Here is an 18,820-nt window from a genome sequence, read left to right on the forward strand (position 1 = left end):
TATTTATTTTATATTTTTAAAAATACTTTGAATTTTTTGATTAAAACCAAAAAAACTAATAATCAAACTTGGTAATAAAAATAAAGAACCAAACAACAGCAAACTCATCGCCAAAACAGTCAATAAACCAAAATAAATTGTTGGGATAAAGTTGCTACTTATCATAACTAAAAATCCCAAGATAATTGTAAAACTTGTATAATATATAGCACTACCTATACCAAGATGTGAAGCTTTAATGGCTTCTTGCAAACTTTTATGTTTTAATTCTTCTTTGAAACGATGAATATAATGTATCATATCATCTACACCTATTCCTATACAAATAGCAGCTATAGTGATACTCATAATATCTAAAGGGATATTAAATAGCCCCATTAAACCAAAAACTAAGGCCAAAGGTATGACATTTGCTACAATAGCAAGAAAAGCATAAAGAAAACTTCTAAAAATAAATACAAAAAGTATAAAAATCATTAAAATAACAAAAATTAACGTTCCAAATTGTGCCGAAAAAAGACTTTGAAGCATATTGTTATACAAAAGCATAATACCACTAACTCTAACTTCCACATTATCATCTTGCAAAAGTTCTCTTAAATCATATTCAAGTTTTTTTATGAACTCGTTACGTCTTAAAGTAGGATCGCTATCTAAAATCCGCATACTAAATCTTAATTCATTATCCTTGATACTTACATAAGGATTTAAAACTTGTTTTTTAAAAGATTCATCTAAATTTTCATACAAAAATGCTAATGCAAAATCATCTAAAACTTTACCATCATTGATGTTTTGTCCAAGCTCAAGTAAACTCTGCAAACTAAGCACCGAGCCCACATATTTTTGCTGAATTAAAAAATTATGCACTTTAGCAGCTACCCTTGTTTTATCACTACTAAAAAAATACCTATCATCTTGTGCTAAAGCATTAAATTCATTTTCAAAGTCATCTTCAGTATTATTTTGATTTTTATCATCTTGAAATTTTACTATCACATCCAAAGGCATAGTACCTCCAAGCTCTTTATCAATGACAAGCAAACCTTGTTTGATTCTAGAATCATCTTTAAAATAATTTACAAAACTATTTTCAACCTTAATTTTAAATATTCCAACAACCGCTATAATCATACAAACAAAACTAATTAAATAGATAATTTTCCTATGATTTAAACTAGCATTAGCACAAAATGTTAAAAATTTAAATGAACTCTTATCTGGTTTTTTAATTTCTGCTCTTGGTAAAAGCATCAAAATACTTGCAAAATATATATAAGCTAAAAGTAAGCTTACACTTATACCAAGACTCATCATAATACCTAATTTTATAATAGGTTCAATATCTGAGAAAATAAAACTTAAAAAACCTACTACAGTAGTTAAAATAGCGTAAAAACTCGGACTAGCTTTATCGAGTAAAGTTGATAACAAAATCCTATAAACACTGGATTTTTTATGTTTTTGTAAATTTTCTATAAAATGAACTATTAAATGAATTACCACAGAAACCGTGATAATCAAAACCAAAGCAACATAATTTGAAGAAACTATAGTAATGTCAAATCCTAAAAGTGTAAAAATTCCACTTGAGGTAAATAAAGAAACAATACAAATTCCCAAGGCTAAAAACACCCATCGCAAAGATCCAAAAAACCACCAAAGAGCCAAAAACAAGAGACCTATTAAACTAACGCCATAAATTTTAAGATCTGATTTCACATAAGAAATCATATCATTAGCTATCATTTCTACACCACCAAGATGCAAAAAATCACCATTTTGACTATATTTTAATACTATGTTATTAATCTGTTTTAGTCTTTCTTCGCTAAATTTTCTCATATTTTCTTGATGGTTTTTAAGTTCATTTTTAAAATATTCTTTTTCTTGTTTATTTTTAGCTTCATCTCTTGATTTGATCAATGTATTGTATGTTTCATCAGCTTGTAGGTAAATTAAAATTCCTATAGTCTTTCCATCTTGTGAGATTAAATTGTTTTTATAAAAAGGATGGTTTAAAATTTCATTTTTAGCTAAATTTATATCCACATCAGCACTAAAAATATTAGGAGTGTTTTTTATCAATTCTTTTAGCTCTTTATTTTTAGAACTCATAAGCAAAGGGGCGTTAGCTATGGAAAATACTCTTTCTACTCCCTGAATTTGTGAAAATTCTTCACTCATATTTTTAATTAAATTTAAGTTTTTCTGGGAAAATACTTGAGAATCTTTTGGAGTAAAAGCAAGCATTAAAAAATTATCACTGCTGTAGCGATTTGAAAATTCTCTATAAAATTTTAAGTCCTCATCATGTTCTAAAAGTAGACTTTCAGCATTTGCTTCTACATTTAAATTCTTGGCAAAAAAGCTAAAAAATAAACAAAACGCTAAACCTATACTTAAAGTTATTTTTGGAAAATTTAAAAAAAAAATTAAAATTTTACTTAACATTATTCAAAATGAACACTTGATAATTTATTTAACAAAGTATCAAAGTCTGTATTTGCCAATACATCTTTAAATTGCGATCTATAAGTTTGAATAATACTAATACCAAAAATATCTACATCATAAATTTTCCAATCGCTGTCTTTATTATAAAATTTAAATACAACAAAATTTTCCTTACCATCAACCACCATAGAAGTTTTTAAAAATACTCTCTTGCCTTGTTCTGTTAGACTTACAACCTTTAATTTTTGTGAATCATACAAAGAAAGTTTATCTGTAAAACTTTTCTTAAGATTTGCTTCAAAAGCTCTATTATATTGACTTTTTTCGGTCGTATTTAGCGTATCATATCTAGTTGATAAACTCAATTTTGCCATAAAATCATAATCAAAAATTCCATCAAATAAAGCAAAAATTTTATCTGCAGACTTTGTTTTATCAGTTTTTTCTTGTTCTAAAATTTTTAAGCTCTCATCAATATTTTTTTGCATAACCTGAGATATATCTTCTAATTTCAAAGCAAAAACAAAAGAAATACTTAATAAAAATAATACAACTATACGCATACAAACTCCTATTTGATTAATTCTTGACGTCTTTGCTCATAAGCATCACGCATAAAAATGTAATAATCTACACTATTTTGGTAAATATCATCAACTTTCTCATGTTCAAAACTTAATTCATTTACCTTTAATGCTCCATTTACACTTGCTCCAAGCCAAAAATTTCCAATATATGCTTCAGGAGTTAAAAACCAGTTTATAGGTAAACTTAATGCATCTCTTACATTATATGGTCCTAAAAAAGGCAAAACAAGATGACTACCTCCACCTACACCCCACTTTCCTAAAGTAATTCCAAAATCAGCTTCATAAGATTTTAAAGAAGTTTTACTTGCACTATCTAACATACCAAGACCAAAAATCACATTTATGCAAAATCTTCCAAATTCTTCCCCAGCTTTTTTAAACTCAAAACTCAATAAATGGTTGGCTATTTTTAAAGGTGATCTTGTGGTTTCAAATATATTTTTAATTCCTGTTCTTGCAATCTCTGGCATTACACTTTTATATGAAAGAGTTACCGGTCTTAGTAAATAATAATAAAAATTATAGTTAAACCTAGACATTGCTTTATTATATGAATAAAAATCATCTTGAATTTCTCTTTTTTGATATTCTTGTTCGAAATCTTCAAAATTTTGTTCTGCAAATGCTACATTTAAAAGCAATACTAAACTTATAACATATTTTAACAACTTAATTTCCTTATTAAATTTTAAAAATTAATCAAAAATTATATTTTATATTCAATTAAATTTTTATTATTTAAATATGCAAAAAATAAATAAATAATTTTTTAAATACATATATCAATGTCTCTTGCAAATATGCAAAAAAAATATTTTATTTTTTACGTTAAAAATAAGTTATAATTTTTACAAAACTATCACAATTTTAAGGAAAAATCATGAAAAAAATTCTTATTTTAATAACCTTATGTGTATTTAGCTATAGTGCTAATATAAACATTGCAGCAGCTGCAAATGTTGCTTATGCTTTTAAAGAATTAGAAAGTCAATTTAAAAAAGAAAATCCTGACACTACTATAAATGTAACTCTAGGAGCAAGTGGAAATTTAGTTACCCAAATTCAAAGTGGAGCTCCATTTGATATATTTATGGCAGCTAATATGAAATTTGCACAAAAACTTTACGACGAAAATTTAGCTATTACCAAACCTGTCATTTATGCTCAAGGAGCTATTGCATTACTCACTTTAAGAACTAATATAACAGATTTAAGTAAAGGCTTAGAGACTTTACAAAATAAAAATGTTAAATTAATTGCTATTGCCAATCCAAAAACAGCTCCTTATGGAGAAGCAAGTATAGAAGCTTTAAAAAATTTAGGAATTTATGAAAATCTTAAAAATAAAATTATAGAAGCAAAATCTATAGGTGAGGCATTAACTCAAACTCTAACAGCAACAGATGCTGGTTTTATAGCAGCTAGCGCTCTGTATGAGGAAGGTCTTCAAAAATATAATCTAAAAGAAAATACAAATTATATTTTAGTAGATCCAAAACTTTATACACCTATTGATCAAGGCATAGTAATAACAAAACACGGTGAAAATAATGTGGATGCTAAGAAATTTTATGATTTTGTTTTAAGCGAAAAAGGAAAAGCTATTTTCAAAGCTTATGGATATAACATTCCGTGATAGAGGCTAATATTAGCCTCATTGATTCATATGAAGGTGTAAATTTTATAGAATTATCAAATGCTTTGCAAAAATTTTATATGCTTTCTTTAAATACTCATGAAAATGTAAAAATCAATCAACAAGTTGTGCTATCTTTTAAAAGCAATGATTGCTTCATAAGTAAAGAAAAATTAAAAAATTCATTTATCAATGAATTACATGCAAAAATAATTGAAATTTTTGAAGGAAAAATTATAACTATTTTAAGGATGCAAAATAATTTTTGCACATTTGAAGCACAAATCAATACCAAGGCTTTTACAGATATGAATTTACAAATTAATGATTTTATTTATACTTATATTAATCCTAACGCTTTATTTATAAAGAAATTTATATGCTAAAAGTAGATGTTTGTAAATTTTTTAAAAATCAAAATTTTAAACTTCAAGTAAAATTTGAAATCAATCAAGGAGATTTTTTAGCCATTTTTGGCAAAAGTGGCAGTGGAAAAACTACACTTTTAAGAATAATAGCTGGTTTTGAAAAAGCTGAAGGAGAATGCGAATTTAACAAACAAATATTTTTTAATACTGAGCAATTTTTAAGTATCCAAAAAAGAAACATAGGATTTTTGTTTCAAGATTATGCTTTATTTGAAAATATGAATGTAGAACAAAATTTACTTTATGCTAAAAACGACAAACAAGCTGCTAATGAGCTTTTAGAACTTCTAAATTTAAGCTCTCATAAAAATAGCTCTATTTTAGAACTTAGTGGTGGACAAAAACAACGTGTAGCACTGGCTAGAGCTTTGATGAGAAAACCAAAACTTTTGCTTTTAGATGAACCTTTAAGTGCTTTAGATAATGAAATGAAAATTATTCTGCAAGATTATCTTTTAAAAATACACAAAAATTATAATATCACTACCATTTTAATTAGTCATGATGTAAGTGAAGTATATAAATTAGCCAACAAAGTAATAATTTTAGATCAAGGACAAATTATAAAACAAGGGAATCCTAGCGAAGTTTTTTTACAAACTAAAGGCTCTCAAAAATTTGCCATCAAAGCTAGAATTTTAAAATTACAAAAACAAGATAGTATAATAGTAGCTATTCTTGGCATAGGAACTCAGATTAGTCAAGTGATTCTTAGTCCATTAGAAGCTCAAAATTTAAAAGAAAATGATGAAGTAGTTTTAAGCCAAAAAGCCTTTGGATTAAATTTATCTAAAATAAACATAAATTCATAAACTAAATCACTATTTTATTAGTCTGTGTTGATTATGCTACCTACAATATATTCATATTTTGAATCATTACTTTAGCTTTACATTCAGCACAACAATATAGAGTTTTAATTTTAGCATCATCGCCTAAAAATTTTGGTTTCATAATGCTAGCTATTTTTTCTATAGCTTTTTTTGTAGCAAATTCTTTACCACATTCAATACATGCAAAAAGTTCGTCCTTGGCTAAAGTTATAAAAGAAAAATATTCTTTCTCTAAATCAATACCACTTCTTTGAAGCACTAAAGTATCTTTTTCTGCACAACTTGCTTCGCAGTATCCACAGGTAGTACACAAGCTCGCATTAAATTTCAAAGAATTATCTTTAGCATCAGCTATTAAAGCTCCTACGTTGCAAGATCCAACACAGGCTAAACATAATGTACAGGTATTTGTATTTACAGAAATTTTTCCATAGCGTATCCACTCTTTACTAGGAATATTTCCTAATTTATCATCTTGGATAAGCTCTTTTACTCTCATAGCAAAATCCTCTCTTTTCAAAAAAGAAGTATTATTAATCATAAATTTTAATTTTGGTATAACATTAGCTTGATTTATAGCGTTTTGAAGTGTAATTTCATCGTTTGCTAATAAAACTCCATCGTGATTGAATTTTTTTTGAAAAATTTCATTAACAAGATCTATTGCTTCTTTATTTGTAATATTATCTCCATAAATTATCACATTCGCGCCACTAGTTTGCAACATAGCCAAAAGATGAGCTTGATCAAAAAAATGATCAGTTTTAACCATAAATGGCATCACATTTTCTTTTAAAATAATATTTAAATCTTCTATCTTTTTATCTTCTGAAATAACTAAAATTATTCTATCTTCATAAAATTTTAAAACCTCATAAAAACTATTTCTTGGCATAGGGGCATAATCAAGTGCTCCACTAGGACAAATACTTACACATTCACCACAATTAACACAATCAATATGAGAAAATTCCAATTGCCTTTTTTCATCATCTTTTAAAATGGCTACGCTAGGACATATTTCGTCACATTTTCCACAATGAATACTTCTTCTATTGTGATATTGACAAATACTATCATCGTAACTAATATAATTTCTAAATTTATATTTAGGCGAATTATTATTTAATAATTTTAAAACTTCTTCATTGCTTAAATTATTTATATCATAGCACCCACTTTGTTTATCATAACTATCTTTTTTATTTTTATACAAGAAAAAATCACATTCAAGTTCTATTTGTTCATTATTTTTTAAAACTATTACACAAAGTTCTCCTATCGAACTTAATACAACTTGACATTCTTCATTTGAAATTTTTAAAATTTTATAATCTTGTTTTTTTAATTCTTCTAATAATTTTATCTCATCATCATCACTAACAATGATTACATTTTTACCTACTTCTTTAGTATACTCTAAATCAAGCCCCATATCATAAACTTTAGATCTTATCTTATATAAAGTATCAATGGTTTTTGATTTTTTTAAAATATTATCTTTAGAATTCTTCAAATAAAAATTGATCTCTGGAGCATACACTTCAGGATTTAAAAGCAAAGAATTTCCTATAAAAACATCTTCGCAAATATCGGTTACTATAGAAATATCATCGCTTAAAGGAATCAAATCATCATTCTTTAAAAAAACAAAATCTTTCATAACTACTCTCTTTATTTTTTTAATAATTATATACATTTCATTATAAAAAAAGCTATAATTTTACTAATTTTTTCTTAAGGTTTAAGATGAACAAATTTAGAACATTTCCTCCGATAAATTCTCTCATCAATGATAAAAATTTGAGTGCTTATCCTTTATATTTAAGAAATTATTTTTCAAAGTTAGTCGTTTTAAAGTGCAAAAAGCAGATTTTAAAAGATCCAAAATTAGAGTTTTCTTTTGAAGATCTTAGTTTTAAAATAAAAAATTCTATAAATGAATTTTTAAATCTTCAGTCAAAAAGCTTAATTAATGCAACCGGAGTAATTATTCATACTAATTTAGGTCGTAGTATTATAGATGAAAATGTTTTTGAACAAACAAAAGATATTGTATGTTCTTATTCTAATTTAGAATTTAATATTAACAGTGGCAAAAGAGGATCAAGATATGACTGGCTTAGTGCAAATTTAAAAATTTTATTTAATTGCGAAGACTGCTTAATTGTTAATAATAATGCTGCAGCAGTTTTTTTAATCTTAAATACACTAGCAAAAGATTACGAGGTTATCACTTCAAGAAGCGAATTAGTAGAAATTGGAGGTAGCTTTAGAATACCTGAAGTAATTCATGCTGCTGGAGTCAAGCTTAAAGAAATAGGAACAACTAATAAAACTCATTTGCAAGATTATAAAGATGCCATCTCCTTAAATACTAAAATTATACTAAAAACTCATCGCTCAAATTTTACTTTTAAAGGATTTTTCGAAGAAGTTTCTCTAGAAGAAATTTATAACTTAGCAAAAAAGAAAAAAATTATCTCCTATTATGATTTAGGTTCAGGCTGGTGTGAAAATTTAAATTCAAAACTTACAAAGGATGAGCCTTGTGTAAAAGACTTACTAAAATATTGCGATATATTGAGTTTTAGCGGCGATAAGCTTTTTGGATCTACTCAAGCTGGCATAATACTTGGAAAGAAAAAATACATAGAAAAACTTAAAAAAAATCAACTCTTAAGAATGCTAAGAGTTGATAAAATCACCCTAGCCTTTTTAAATGAAACTACAAAAGTATATTTGGAAAAAAAATATGAAAAAATTCCAACTTTAAAACTACTCAATGATGATTTAACAAATATAAAAGCAAAAGCTATTTTTGTAAAAAATAAAATCCAAATTCTTTCTGATTTAAAAATTTCAAAAAGTCTAGTAGGTGGTGGCTCTATGCCTGATAAAAGTTTAGATACTTTTGTATTGAGTTTTAAAGGTAAGGCTTTGGTGTTACAAGAAAATTTTAGAAAAAAAGGTGTTGTAGGTCGTATCGAAAAAGGAAAATTTGTATTAGACTTTAGAACTATATTAGATAAAGATTTGGAAAAATTAATTCAAATCATTAATGAGGTGTTTAATGGATAGCATTATTGTAGGAACTGCTGGTCATATTGATCATGGAAAAACTTCTCTTATTAAGGCTCTTAATGGCTTTGATGGAGATAATTTAAAAGAAGAACAAGAAAAAGGAATCACCATAAATCTTAGTTTTTCCCATTTGAAAAATTCTAATACAAATTTAGCATTTATTGATGTTCCTGGACATGAAAATTTAATCAAAACAATGATTAGCGGAGCTTTTGCTTTTAAGATATGTCTGTTTGTTGTAGATATTAACGAAGGTTTAAAAGCTCAAAGTATAGAGCATTTAAAAGTTTTAGAATTTTTAGGTGTAGAAGATATTATTTTAATTTTAAGTAAAGTTGATTTGTGTGAAAACATTGAATTTAAAAAAAATACTATATTAAAAGAATTGCAATCATATAAAATCAATTTATTAAAAATTTTTCTTACTAGCATTTATGATAAAAAAAGCACTGAAGAATTAAAAAAATATTTATTAAATTTAAATCCAAAAAAATGTCATAAAGATTTTGTTTTTAGATATTTTATTGATAGAGTTTTTTCCTTAAAAGGAATTGGAACAATAGTTACTGGAAGCCTAAATGAAGGAAAAATTTCTAAAAATGAAAAAATTTATTGCATTGAAAATCAAAAAGACATTATCGTAAAAAATATTCAAATTCATGACATAAATGTTGATCAAATTTGTGCCTACAACCGAGTAGCTTTGAATTTAAATTGCAATTATTATGATTTGAAAAAAGGATACATTTTAACAAAAAAAGGACTTTTTAGAAGTTTTAAAAGTATAGACGTTTTGATTTTTTCTAATAAAATCAAACATAAAAGTGAATTAGAATTTTGCACAGGGAGTAAAAAAGTTAATGCCAAATTAAACATCATAAAAGAATTTGAAAATAAAACTTATGCAACTTTAGATTTTGAAAAAAACTTAGCTTTATGCTTTGATGATAGATTTATTTTACTTGAAAATGGACGTGTCAAAAGTGGTGGAATAGTTTTAAATTCTGTAAGCGAACCGCTAAAAAAAGATGTAAAAATACAATTTTTAGAACTTTTAGAACAAAAAGAATTTAATGCAATATTTGAATTCTTAAAAGATACTCATAAATTTGGTTTTGGATTACTCTCAAGCTATCAACGTTTTAAATTAACCCACCAAGAAGCTTTAAAATTAGCTAAAAATTTATCAAATGTTTTTATTGATGAAAAAGGTTTAAATGTGTATAACCTAAAGTCACAAAATGAACTTAAAAATTTCATAAATTTTATCTTTTCTAAAAATAAAAATGCACTAATATCAGCTAATTCTATATCTTTAAGACTCTCATGGGCAAGCGAAGAATTTTGTGCATATACTTTAAAACAGATGCAAGATTTTTTAGATTTTAAAGATGGAATTTATTTTCTAAAAGGACAAGATTTTGAAAAATTAAAAGAAAAAAATTATTGCGAACTTTTTGAAATTCTAAAAAAAGAAGGGATCAGACCAACAGCTCCTTATAATCTTTACGAACAATTGGGATTAGATAGAAAAAATGGAGATACTATACTCAAAAAATTAACTAAAGAAAATAAAGTAATAAGATTAACACATAATATATTTATAGAAAAACAAGCTTTAGATTTATTGATGGATAATTTTTTATTACTTTTAAAAACACAAAATTTAGATGTAAATTTTATTAAAAATTATTTTAAAATTTCACGAAAATATGCTATTGCATACTTAGAATATCTTGATAACAATTTTAAACAAGTAAAAAAAATTAATGAAAAAAGAATGCTTAAATATTAAATATAAAATTTTATAATAATTAAAATCTAAAAATAAAAAGGAATATAATGAAAAAATCTTTAGCTTTGCTAACATTAGCTAGTTCATTATTTGCAGCAAATAACGAAGAAATAATTAATTTCTTTAAAAAAAATCCAAACTTAAGCAATGCTAATATTACCATTGCAAGTAGAGAAAAAATTGAAGATAGCAATTTTGAGGCAGTGATGGTTAATTTTGATTTCTCAGGAAAAAACTTTCAAGAAATAGTATTTACCGATGGCAACTTTATCACTACAGAACTTATAGATCTTAAAAAAGAAAGATTCTATTCTCAAGTATTTCAAGCAAAACTTATGGAAAAACAACAAGCCGAATTTTCTAAGAAAGCATTGGTAGAATTACAAAAAGAAAATATGTTTATCTCTTTAGGTGATAAAAACAAACCCTTACTTTATGTATTTAGTGATCCAGAATGTCCATATTGTAGAATGCATTTGGAAAAAATCGAAGATACTTTAAAAACCCATCAAGTAAAATTTATACTCACACCAATCCACGATATTAGCGCATTCGAAAAATCGGCATTAATTTATAAAGAAAGTAAAAATGCAAAAGATGATGCTCAAAAAATTGCTATCATGAAAAAATATTATGATAAAAATTTAAAAGAATATAACAAACCAAGTAATGCAGAGGTAAATGAAGTCAAAAATACCTTTGAAAAATATTCTAAACTTGGCTTACGCGCTGTTCCAACGATAATAAATGCACAAAAATAATTTGATTATTATTTTGCTTGGATTTTTTCTAAGCTCTTGCTCATCTTCTATGAATGCCTTTGTTCAAACTAGCAATGAAGGCATTTTTCTACAAGCAAAAAAAGGACAAAGTATTAATTTACACATTAATAATCCTTCAAAAATAAATACTAATTTAGAAGAAAAAATAAATAAAAAAATTCAAAATTTAGGACTCGTTTTAGATAAAAATGATGCTGATTATGAAATTCTGATCAATATTGTTAATTTAAAAAAATTCTCTTATGCACAAAGACTTCGTTCTTCAAGTGCTAAATTTTTCTTCAATGATTTTGATAAAATAGATGATATTTTTGACATGGAAGTAGAAAATTACTACATAATGCAAGTTAATTTACAAATTAACTCAAAAAAGTCTTCACAAAAAACTTCACTCTTAGCTAGAACAACCCATCTTGGGAATTTAGATAATGTCAAAGAAACATTAGAAGAAAAAATCAGTGAGCAAATAGCTAGTTTTTTTTATTTTTAATCCTTAATTCTTTTTGCATTATATAAAACTTCTTCAATGCAAGTTGTTCTTTTGTATCAATTTTATAATAAATTAATTTCAAATAATTTTTAATTTCTCTTTGAGAAAGTTTTCTTGATTTTGCATAATCACACAAAATATATTGAGGTATAAAAATTTTTCTTTTAACAAAATAATTCATTATTTTTTTATAATTTGAAAAATTTTTTATACAGGAAAATCTTGCAAAAACAAAAGGAAGTTTAAGTTTTTCATACCATACTTCACACAAATCTATATAAGCATTTGGATTTTGTAAATAAAGCTTTAAAGCCTTATCGCCAATAATTACTTCACCATTTTGCTTTAATATCTTTGCAAGTGCATTAGACGTTGCTGAACTACTATCTTCTTTGTTTTGTGTTTGTTTTTTAACTAAAACACTTTTTACTTTTTTGTTTGCACAAATTCCAATATTCAAGGTTTTATATTTTTTATTATAACTTTCTATACTAGAAATAATCGCAGCATCAATACGCCTAAAATATAAACTTTCATTAAGCTTTTTAGGAACCCCTTTTTTATACTCAGTAATTTTCTTAACATAAGTAGGCAAAGGCATTTTTTTAAGATAAATATGCAAAGGAAGTAAATTTAAATAATCAATTTTACCAAAAATCATTGCTATAAACTCTCGATATTATAACTCTCAAGTCTATTATAGACTTGAGAAAAAATTATTTTAAACTATCAATGTATTTTTGACAATCAAATTCTTTTACTAAAGCAACCCCATCTTCCACAGCCGCTTTGGCAACTGCAGCACTTACCACTGCTTTAACTCTACTATCAAAAGGTTTTGGTATCACATAATCTCTACCGAATTTAAGTTCTTCTACGCCATAAGCTTGTTTAACTTCATCAGTTACTTCAAGTTTAGCTAAATCTGCTAAAGCTTTAGCTGCTGCAACTTTCATATTTTCTGTAATTTTAGTCGCTTTAACGTCTAAGGCACCTCTAAAAATAAAAGGAAAACCTAAAACATTGTTAATTTGATTAGGATAATCACTTCTTCCTGTACCTACAATAGCATCACTTCTTACTCTTTTTACATCTTCTGGCATTACTTCAGGAATAGGATTAGCTAAAGCAAAAATCACCGGATCTTTAGCCATAGATAAAACCATTTCATCGTCTAAAATTTTTGGAGCGCTAAGTCCTAAAAATACATCAGCATCTTTTATAGCCTCCTTTAATGTCATAGCTTTAGTATCACTCACAAATTCAAGTTTATACTTATTTAAATCATTTCTTTGGGTATTCACCACACCTTTACTATCAACTAAAATAATATTTTTTACACCTAAATTTCTATACATTCTAGCACTCGCAATACCCGCTGCACCTGCTCCACTAACCACCACTTTAATATCTTCAAATTTTTTACCACTAATTTCCATAGCATTCATCAATCCCGCTGTAGAAATAATAGCTGTACCATGCTGATCATCATGCATCACAGGAATTCCAAGATCTTGTAATGCCGCTTCAATTTCAAAGCATTTTGGAGCAGAAATGTCTTCTAAATTAATACCTCCAAAAGTAGGTGCCACAGCTTTACAAAAAGTAACAACCTCTTCTACACTATGTGCATCAATTTCTAAATCATAAGCATTAACATCAGCAAATTTTTTAAATAAACATGCCTTTCCTTCCATAACAGGTTTACTTGCACTAGCTCCTATATTGCCAAGTCCTAAAACCGCACTTCCATCACTAATTATAGCAACCAAATTAGCTTTATTTGTGTATTTGTAAGCTAGAGTTTCATCTTTAGCTATCTCGATGCATGGCTCAGCAACTCCTGGTGAATATGCCAAAGATAAATCGTGTGCACTGTCCATAGGCTTTCTAGCAACTATACCAACCTTACCACCTAAATGATACTCCAAAGCTTCTTCTTTTAAATCCATCATCTTTCCTTTATGTAATTTAATAAATTTTGTACTCTAAGTTGACATTTTTGTACACCTAAAAATTCCAATACTTCAAATATACTAGGACTTACAGAACCACCTGTTAATGCAATACGTATGGCTTGTGCTAAATCTTTTAATTTTAGATTATTTTCCCCTAAAAATTTATTGGTGAATTCTTCAAATTCATAAGCATTTTTTTGTTCGTTCAAAACGTTAGCGTATTTTTCTAAATAAGATAAATTTGTTTCATTAAGAAATTTATCTATAGCTTTTTGATCATATTCTTTTGGGTCATTTAGTAACATTTTTGCCCCGTCAATAATATCATGCAAAGTTTTTGCTCTTTCTCTTAACATATCTAATAAAAAATTTGCATTTTCATATAAATTCAAATCAAAACCTAATTCTTTAAGCTGCTTGTTAATCTCTTCAAAAGGCAAAGTTTTAATATAATGCGCATTCAGCCATTCTAATTTTTTAAAATTATAGCAAGACGCACTTTTATTGATATGATTTGGGTCAAATAATGTTTTCATTTGATCAAGATTAAAAAGCTCATCATCTCCATGGCTCCATCCAAGTCTTATTAAAAAATTTAACAAAGCTTGAGGCAATATCCCCATATTTTTGTATTCCATGACATCAGTAGCACCATGGCGTTTAGAAAGTTTCTTGCCATCTTCTCCATGTATCATAGCAACATGATAAAATTTAGGAATTTCAAAACCTAAAGCATTATAAAGAACTATTTGTTTAGGCGTATTAGAAAGATGATCATCTCCTCTTATTACATCACTAACTCCCATTAATGCATCATCAATTACAACTGTGAGATTGTAAATAGGACTTCCATCACTTCTTGCTATAACAAAATCATCTAAAATATCTTCTGCTTTAAAACTAATTTCACCTTTAATACCATCAATAAATTTAATCTCTCCGTTTTGTGGAGCCTTTATACGCACCACAGGCTCAATATTACTTGGCGGGGTACCTTTAAAATCCCTATATCTACCATCATATCTTGGACGTTCTTTGGCTGCTTCTTGTTTGGTTCTTAACTCATCAAGTTCTTCTTTGCTCATATAACAATAATAAGCTTTTCCTTCATCTAATAATTTTTGAATATATTTTTTATATATATCAAATCTTTGTGATTGGTATTCTACTTTACCATCATAATCAAGTCCACACCACTTAAATGCCTCTATAATAGCTTGTGTTGCTTCTTGAGAATTTCTTTTTAAATCAGTATCTTCAATGCGTAATAAAAATTTACCATTATTTTTTCTTGCATAAAGATAATTATACAAAGCAGTTCTTAAACCTCCAATATGCAAATAGCCTGTAGGAGAAGGAGCAAAACGCGTTGAGATTTCTTGCATATTTTTACCTTTTTTAAATTTTTATTGTTATAATGCTATATTTACACTTAAATAAAGGTTTTAAAATGAAAAAATTTTTAATATCATGCTCTTTTGCTGCAAATATTTTATATGCTCAAACTATCGGTGGAGTAGCTATGATAGTAGAAAATGAACCTATTACTCTTTATGATATTAATCAAGCGATGAAGCAACTAAAAACTAATGATAAACAAAAAGCAATAGCTTTTTTAGTAGATGATAAAATTCAACAAAATGAAGCTAAAAATTTTGGTATTGTCATTAGTGATTTTGACTTAAAAAATAAATTAGATCAAATAGCTAAAGGCAACAATACTGATATCAATGGTTTGCAAAAAAATATGGAAAAAAAAGGATTAAATTTTGAACTTTTTAAAGAACAAGTTCGCAAAGACATGCAAAGAGAAAGATTGTATCATAATATTATGCAAAACGCAAAAGTAAATATCAATGATGAAGTGTTAAAAAAATTTTATGAAGATAATCTTGATAAATTTAGCACTTTTTCAAATGTAGATTTAGTTGTTTATAATTCTACAAATCCTGAACTTTTGCAACAACTTTTACAAAATCCAATGTATAAAAATGAACAAATTAAATCAAAAGCTATTAGTTTAAATGCCTCAAATATAGATCCTAGATTATTAGCTTTGTTAAATAATACAAAAGCTGGTGATTTTACACCTGTATTAAATGGCGAAAATGCCTATATTATTTACTTTGTGAAAGAAAAATACGGAAAAAATCCTATTGATTTTGATTTAATCAAAGAACAAATAGGTAATGCTTATACCATCAATCAAAAAGAATTAGCTCTTAAAAATCATCTTGATAAAATTAGATCAAATGCCCATATAGAAGAAATAAGATAGGTCAAAAAACCTATCTTAATGTCTTGAAAGATAATTTGTATCGTAGTTGTTATTTATAAAGTCTGCATTATCCATCATAGCTAGATGAAAATCTTTTGTAGTTTTAATCCCACCGATAATGAGTTCATGTAAAGCTATTTTCATTTTTGCTATAGCTACATTTCTATCCTCACCCCATACAACTAATTTTCCTATCATAGAATCATAATAAGGTGGTACACTATAATCTTGATAACAGTGACTTTCCATTCTTACATTGCGACCTGCTGGAGCTACATATTTTGTGATTTTTCCTGGGCATGGTAAAAAGGTTTTAGAATCTTCAGCTGTTATTCTACATTCAATAGAATGACCTCTTAATTTGATTTCTTCTTGTTTAGGTAAAGGATATCCCTCAGCAACTTTTATCATAAGCTCAATAATATCAACCCCACTAACCATTTCACTCACACAATGCTCTACTTGCAAACGTGTATTCATTTCTATAAAATAGAAATTCAAATTTTTATCTACTAAAAATTCAAAAGTTCCAGCACCTTCATATCCAATAGCTTTAGCTGCCTTTACCGCAGTTTCATGAAGTTTTGTCCTAGTTTTTTCATCTAGCAAAATTGCAGGTGATTCTTCGATGAGTTTTTGATGGCGTCTTTGCATAGAACAATCTCTCTCACCTATATGAATTACATTTCCAAAACTATCGCCTATAACTTGAACTTCTATATGACGTGGATTTTGAATATATTTTTCCATATACATAGTTCCATCACCAAATGCACTCATTGCTTCACTCTCGGCTGACCAATACGCTTTTTCAAGATCACTTTCTTGTTCAACCACACGCATACCACGACCACCGCCACCTGCAGCAGCTTTTAAAATTACAGGATAACCTATTTCTTTAGCAAGTTGTTTAGCTGCTAAAGCGCTATTTAATGCCCCATCACTTCCTGGAATAACTGGTATTCCGGCTCGTTGCATAACTTGTTTAGCCTTGCTTTTATCACTCATTAAAGCCATAGCAGCCACCGAAGGACCTATAAATTTAATATTATGTTTTGCACAAATTTCCACAAAATTTTGATTTTCACTTAAAAATCCATATCCTGGAAAAATTGCATCAGCTTCACTAATTTCAGCAGCGCTAATAATGGCTGGAATATTTAAATAACTTTCTGAGCTTCTAGCATTACCTATGCAAATACTAGCATCAGCATATTTTAAATAAAGTGCATCTTTATCTGCAGTAGAATATACACAAATTGCTTTTTTACCCATTTCTTTAATAGTTCTTAAAGCTCTTAAGGCAATTTCTCCACGATTTGCAATTAAAACTTTTTTAATTTCCATTTTATAATTTCTCCACCATAAACAATGGCATACCAAATTCTACAGGCTGTCCATCAGCTACTAACACTTCCACTATTCTACAATCATACTCAGCTTCAATTTCATTCATAATTTTCATAGCTTCAATAATTGCTATCGTGCTTCCACTTTTAATAGTCTGTCCTACTTTAGCAAAAGGCGCTGCTCCTGGACTTGGAGCTTGATAAAAAGTCCCAACCATAGGGCTATTGATAGTTGGTTTATTTGAATTTTGATTAGTTTTAGTTTCATTTACAACATTTACATTAATTGGTTGTGGAGCTGGCACAACAGGAGCTGGTGCAGGTAATTCACAACATAAATCTTTTTCAAGTTCTATTTCAAATCCATCTTGTTCTTTTATTTTAATTTTACTTACATTTGCTTTTGCAAAAAGCTCCATAAGTTCTTTAATTTCTTCTTTTGTCATATACACTCCTTAATAGACTTAATTCATAATTATATAAAAAAATACTAAAAATAACTTCAATTATTTATTTTTAACTAATTTTTAAGATATAATCTAAAAATTTACTTTTGTATTTTTAAGGAAACACATGGGTTTAAAAGCAGATAATTGGATCAAAAAGATGGCTTTAGAACATAAAATGATAGAACCATTTTGTGAAGCTAATATAGGTCAAGGTATAGTAAGCTATGGACTTTCTAGTTATGGTTATGATATACGAGTTGGAAGAGAATTTAAAATCTTTACTAATGTAAATTCAACGGTTGTTGATCCAAAAAATTTTGTAGAAGAAAATGTGGTAGATTTTGAAGGAGATGTGTGTATAGTGCCTGCAAATTCTTTTGCACTAGCTAGGACTATAGAATATTTTAAAATGCCTGATAATGTTTTAGCTATATGTCTTGGTAAAAGTACTTACGCAAGATGTGGCATTATAGTAAATGTAACTCCTTTTGAACCAGGTTTTGAAGGTCACATAACTATAGAGATTTCTAACACTACTCCTTTGCCTGCAAAAATTTATGCAAATGAAGGCATAGCTCAAGTTTTATTTTTACAAGGTGATGAGCCGTGTGATATTACCTATGCTGATAAAAAAGGCAAATATCAAGCTCAAACAGGCATTACTTTGCCAAGGATTTTAAAATAATATTTT

18 protein-coding genes are annotated in these 18,820 nt (G+C 27.3%); 9 read left to right on the top strand and 9 right to left on the bottom strand.

Annotated elements, in window-relative coordinates; all coding sequences use genetic code 11:
* Positions 1 to 3: 3 nt before the first annotated feature.
* The 3 genes from CINS_RS06185 to CINS_RS06195 are packed head-to-tail and all read right to left on the bottom strand — an operon-like array spanning position 4 to position 3,715.
* Positions 4 to 2,454 carry an efflux RND transporter permease subunit gene (locus CINS_RS06185; protein WP_052251985.1) on the bottom strand — a complete coding sequence of 817 codons (2,451 nt, stop codon included), beginning with the start codon at positions 2,452 to 2,454 and terminating at the stop codon, positions 4 to 6.
* Complete coding sequence (locus tag CINS_RS06190) at positions 2,454 to 3,020, bottom strand: transporter, toluene tolerance family (protein ID WP_039650766.1); 567 nt, start codon at positions 3,018 to 3,020, stop codon at positions 2,454 to 2,456. The genes CINS_RS06185 and CINS_RS06190 overlap by 1 nt, the downstream gene beginning before the upstream one ends.
* An 8-nt stretch (positions 3,021 to 3,028) precedes the next feature.
* Entirely contained in the window at positions 3,029 to 3,715 is a 687-nt protein-coding gene (locus CINS_RS06195) for an MlaA family lipoprotein (protein ID WP_052251986.1), read from the bottom strand.
* Positions 3,716 to 3,927: 212 nt separating this feature from the next.
* Between CINS_RS06195 and modA the strand changes: the two genes are divergently transcribed.
* From modA to CINS_RS06210, 3 genes are read left to right on the top strand one after another with little or no spacing between them, the layout of a single operon-like run.
* Complete coding sequence (gene modA / locus CINS_RS06200; protein ID WP_039650768.1) at positions 3,928 to 4,683, top strand: molybdate ABC transporter substrate-binding protein; 756 nt, start codon at positions 3,928 to 3,930, stop codon at positions 4,681 to 4,683.
* Complete coding sequence (locus CINS_RS06205) at positions 4,680 to 5,069, top strand: hypothetical protein (RefSeq protein WP_039650771.1); 390 nt, start codon at positions 4,680 to 4,682, stop codon at positions 5,067 to 5,069. Before modA ends, CINS_RS06205 begins: the two co-directional genes overlap by 4 nt.
* On the top strand, positions 5,063 to 5,923 hold the full coding sequence (locus CINS_RS06210) for an ATP-binding cassette domain-containing protein (RefSeq protein WP_039650773.1): 861 nt from the start codon (positions 5,063 to 5,065) through the stop codon (positions 5,921 to 5,923). The genes CINS_RS06205 and CINS_RS06210 overlap by 7 nt, the downstream gene beginning before the upstream one ends.
* Positions 5,924 to 5,963: 40 nt before the next feature.
* On the opposite strand, the gene CINS_RS06215 is transcribed toward CINS_RS06210, so the two are convergent.
* Positions 5,964 to 7,607, bottom strand: coding sequence for a 4Fe-4S dicluster domain-containing protein (locus CINS_RS06215; RefSeq protein WP_039650775.1), 1,644 nt, complete (start codon positions 7,605 to 7,607; stop codon positions 5,964 to 5,966).
* 86 nt (positions 7,608 to 7,693) lie between these two features.
* Between CINS_RS06215 and selA the strand changes: the two genes are divergently transcribed.
* From selA to CINS_RS06235, 4 genes are read left to right on the top strand one after another with little or no spacing between them, the layout of a single operon-like run.
* Positions 7,694 to 9,025 carry an L-seryl-tRNA(Sec) selenium transferase gene (selA, locus tag CINS_RS06220; RefSeq protein ID WP_039650776.1) on the top strand — a complete coding sequence of 444 codons (1,332 nt, stop codon included), beginning with the start codon at positions 7,694 to 7,696 and terminating at the stop codon, positions 9,023 to 9,025.
* The gene (gene selB / locus CINS_RS06225) at positions 9,018 to 10,823 is read left to right on the top strand and encodes a selenocysteine-specific translation elongation factor (RefSeq protein WP_039650778.1); all 1,806 of its coding nucleotides are present in this window, start codon (positions 9,018 to 9,020) and stop codon (positions 10,821 to 10,823) included. Before selA ends, selB begins: the two co-directional genes overlap by 8 nt.
* A gap of 47 nt (positions 10,824 to 10,870) precedes the next feature.
* Positions 10,871 to 11,584: a thioredoxin fold domain-containing protein gene (locus CINS_RS06230; protein WP_039650781.1), complete on the top strand. Its 714-nt coding sequence runs from the start codon at positions 10,871 to 10,873 to the stop codon at positions 11,582 to 11,584.
* The gene (locus tag CINS_RS06235; protein ID WP_039650783.1) at positions 11,571 to 12,095 is read left to right on the top strand and encodes a hypothetical protein; all 525 of its coding nucleotides are present in this window, start codon (positions 11,571 to 11,573) and stop codon (positions 12,093 to 12,095) included. The genes CINS_RS06230 and CINS_RS06235 overlap by 14 nt, the downstream gene beginning before the upstream one ends.
* Here the strand turns inward: CINS_RS06235 and CINS_RS06240 are convergent.
* From CINS_RS06240 to gltX, 3 genes are read right to left on the bottom strand one after another with little or no spacing between them, the layout of a single operon-like run.
* Positions 12,076 to 12,756, bottom strand: a complete 681-nt coding sequence (locus tag CINS_RS06240) for a 6-amino-6-deoxyfutalosine synthase (RefSeq protein ID WP_039650785.1) — start codon at positions 12,754 to 12,756, stop codon at positions 12,076 to 12,078. The genes CINS_RS06235 and CINS_RS06240 overlap by 20 nt on opposite strands.
* Before the next feature lie 55 nt (positions 12,757 to 12,811).
* On the bottom strand, positions 12,812 to 14,047 hold the full coding sequence (locus CINS_RS06245; RefSeq protein ID WP_039650787.1) for a malate oxidoreductase: 1,236 nt from the start codon (positions 14,045 to 14,047) through the stop codon (positions 12,812 to 12,814).
* Complete coding sequence (gene gltX / locus CINS_RS06250; protein WP_039650789.1) at positions 14,047 to 15,438, bottom strand: glutamate--tRNA ligase; 1,392 nt, start codon at positions 15,436 to 15,438, stop codon at positions 14,047 to 14,049. The genes CINS_RS06245 and gltX overlap by 1 nt, the downstream gene beginning before the upstream one ends.
* 65 nt (positions 15,439 to 15,503) lie before the next feature.
* Between gltX and CINS_RS06255 the strand changes: the two genes are divergently transcribed.
* Positions 15,504 to 16,331 (top strand): peptidylprolyl isomerase, encoded by an 828-nt coding sequence (locus CINS_RS06255; RefSeq protein ID WP_039650791.1) that lies wholly within the window; start codon positions 15,504 to 15,506, stop codon positions 16,329 to 16,331.
* Positions 16,332 to 16,346: 15 nt separating this feature from the next.
* On the opposite strand, the gene CINS_RS06260 is transcribed toward CINS_RS06255, so the two are convergent.
* Positions 16,347 to 17,678 (bottom strand): acetyl-CoA carboxylase biotin carboxylase subunit, encoded by a 1,332-nt coding sequence (locus CINS_RS06260; RefSeq protein ID WP_039650794.1) that lies wholly within the window; start codon positions 17,676 to 17,678, stop codon positions 16,347 to 16,349.
* A 1-nt stretch (position 17,679) separates the two neighbouring features.
* Entirely contained in the window at positions 17,680 to 18,126 is a 447-nt protein-coding gene (gene accB / locus CINS_RS06265) for an acetyl-CoA carboxylase biotin carboxyl carrier protein (protein WP_039650796.1), read from the bottom strand.
* A 127-nt stretch (positions 18,127 to 18,253) separates the two neighbouring features.
* On the opposite strand from accB, the gene dcd reads away from it, so the two are divergent.
* Positions 18,254 to 18,814, top strand: a complete 561-nt coding sequence (dcd, locus tag CINS_RS06270; RefSeq protein WP_039650799.1) for a dCTP deaminase — start codon at positions 18,254 to 18,256, stop codon at positions 18,812 to 18,814.
* Positions 18,815 to 18,820: the final 6 nt, after the last annotated feature.

Source organism: Campylobacter insulaenigrae NCTC 12927 (genome assembly GCF_000816185.1).
In the GTDB taxonomy this organism is placed as follows: Bacteria; Campylobacterota; Campylobacteria; order Campylobacterales; family Campylobacteraceae; genus Campylobacter_D; species Campylobacter_D insulaenigrae.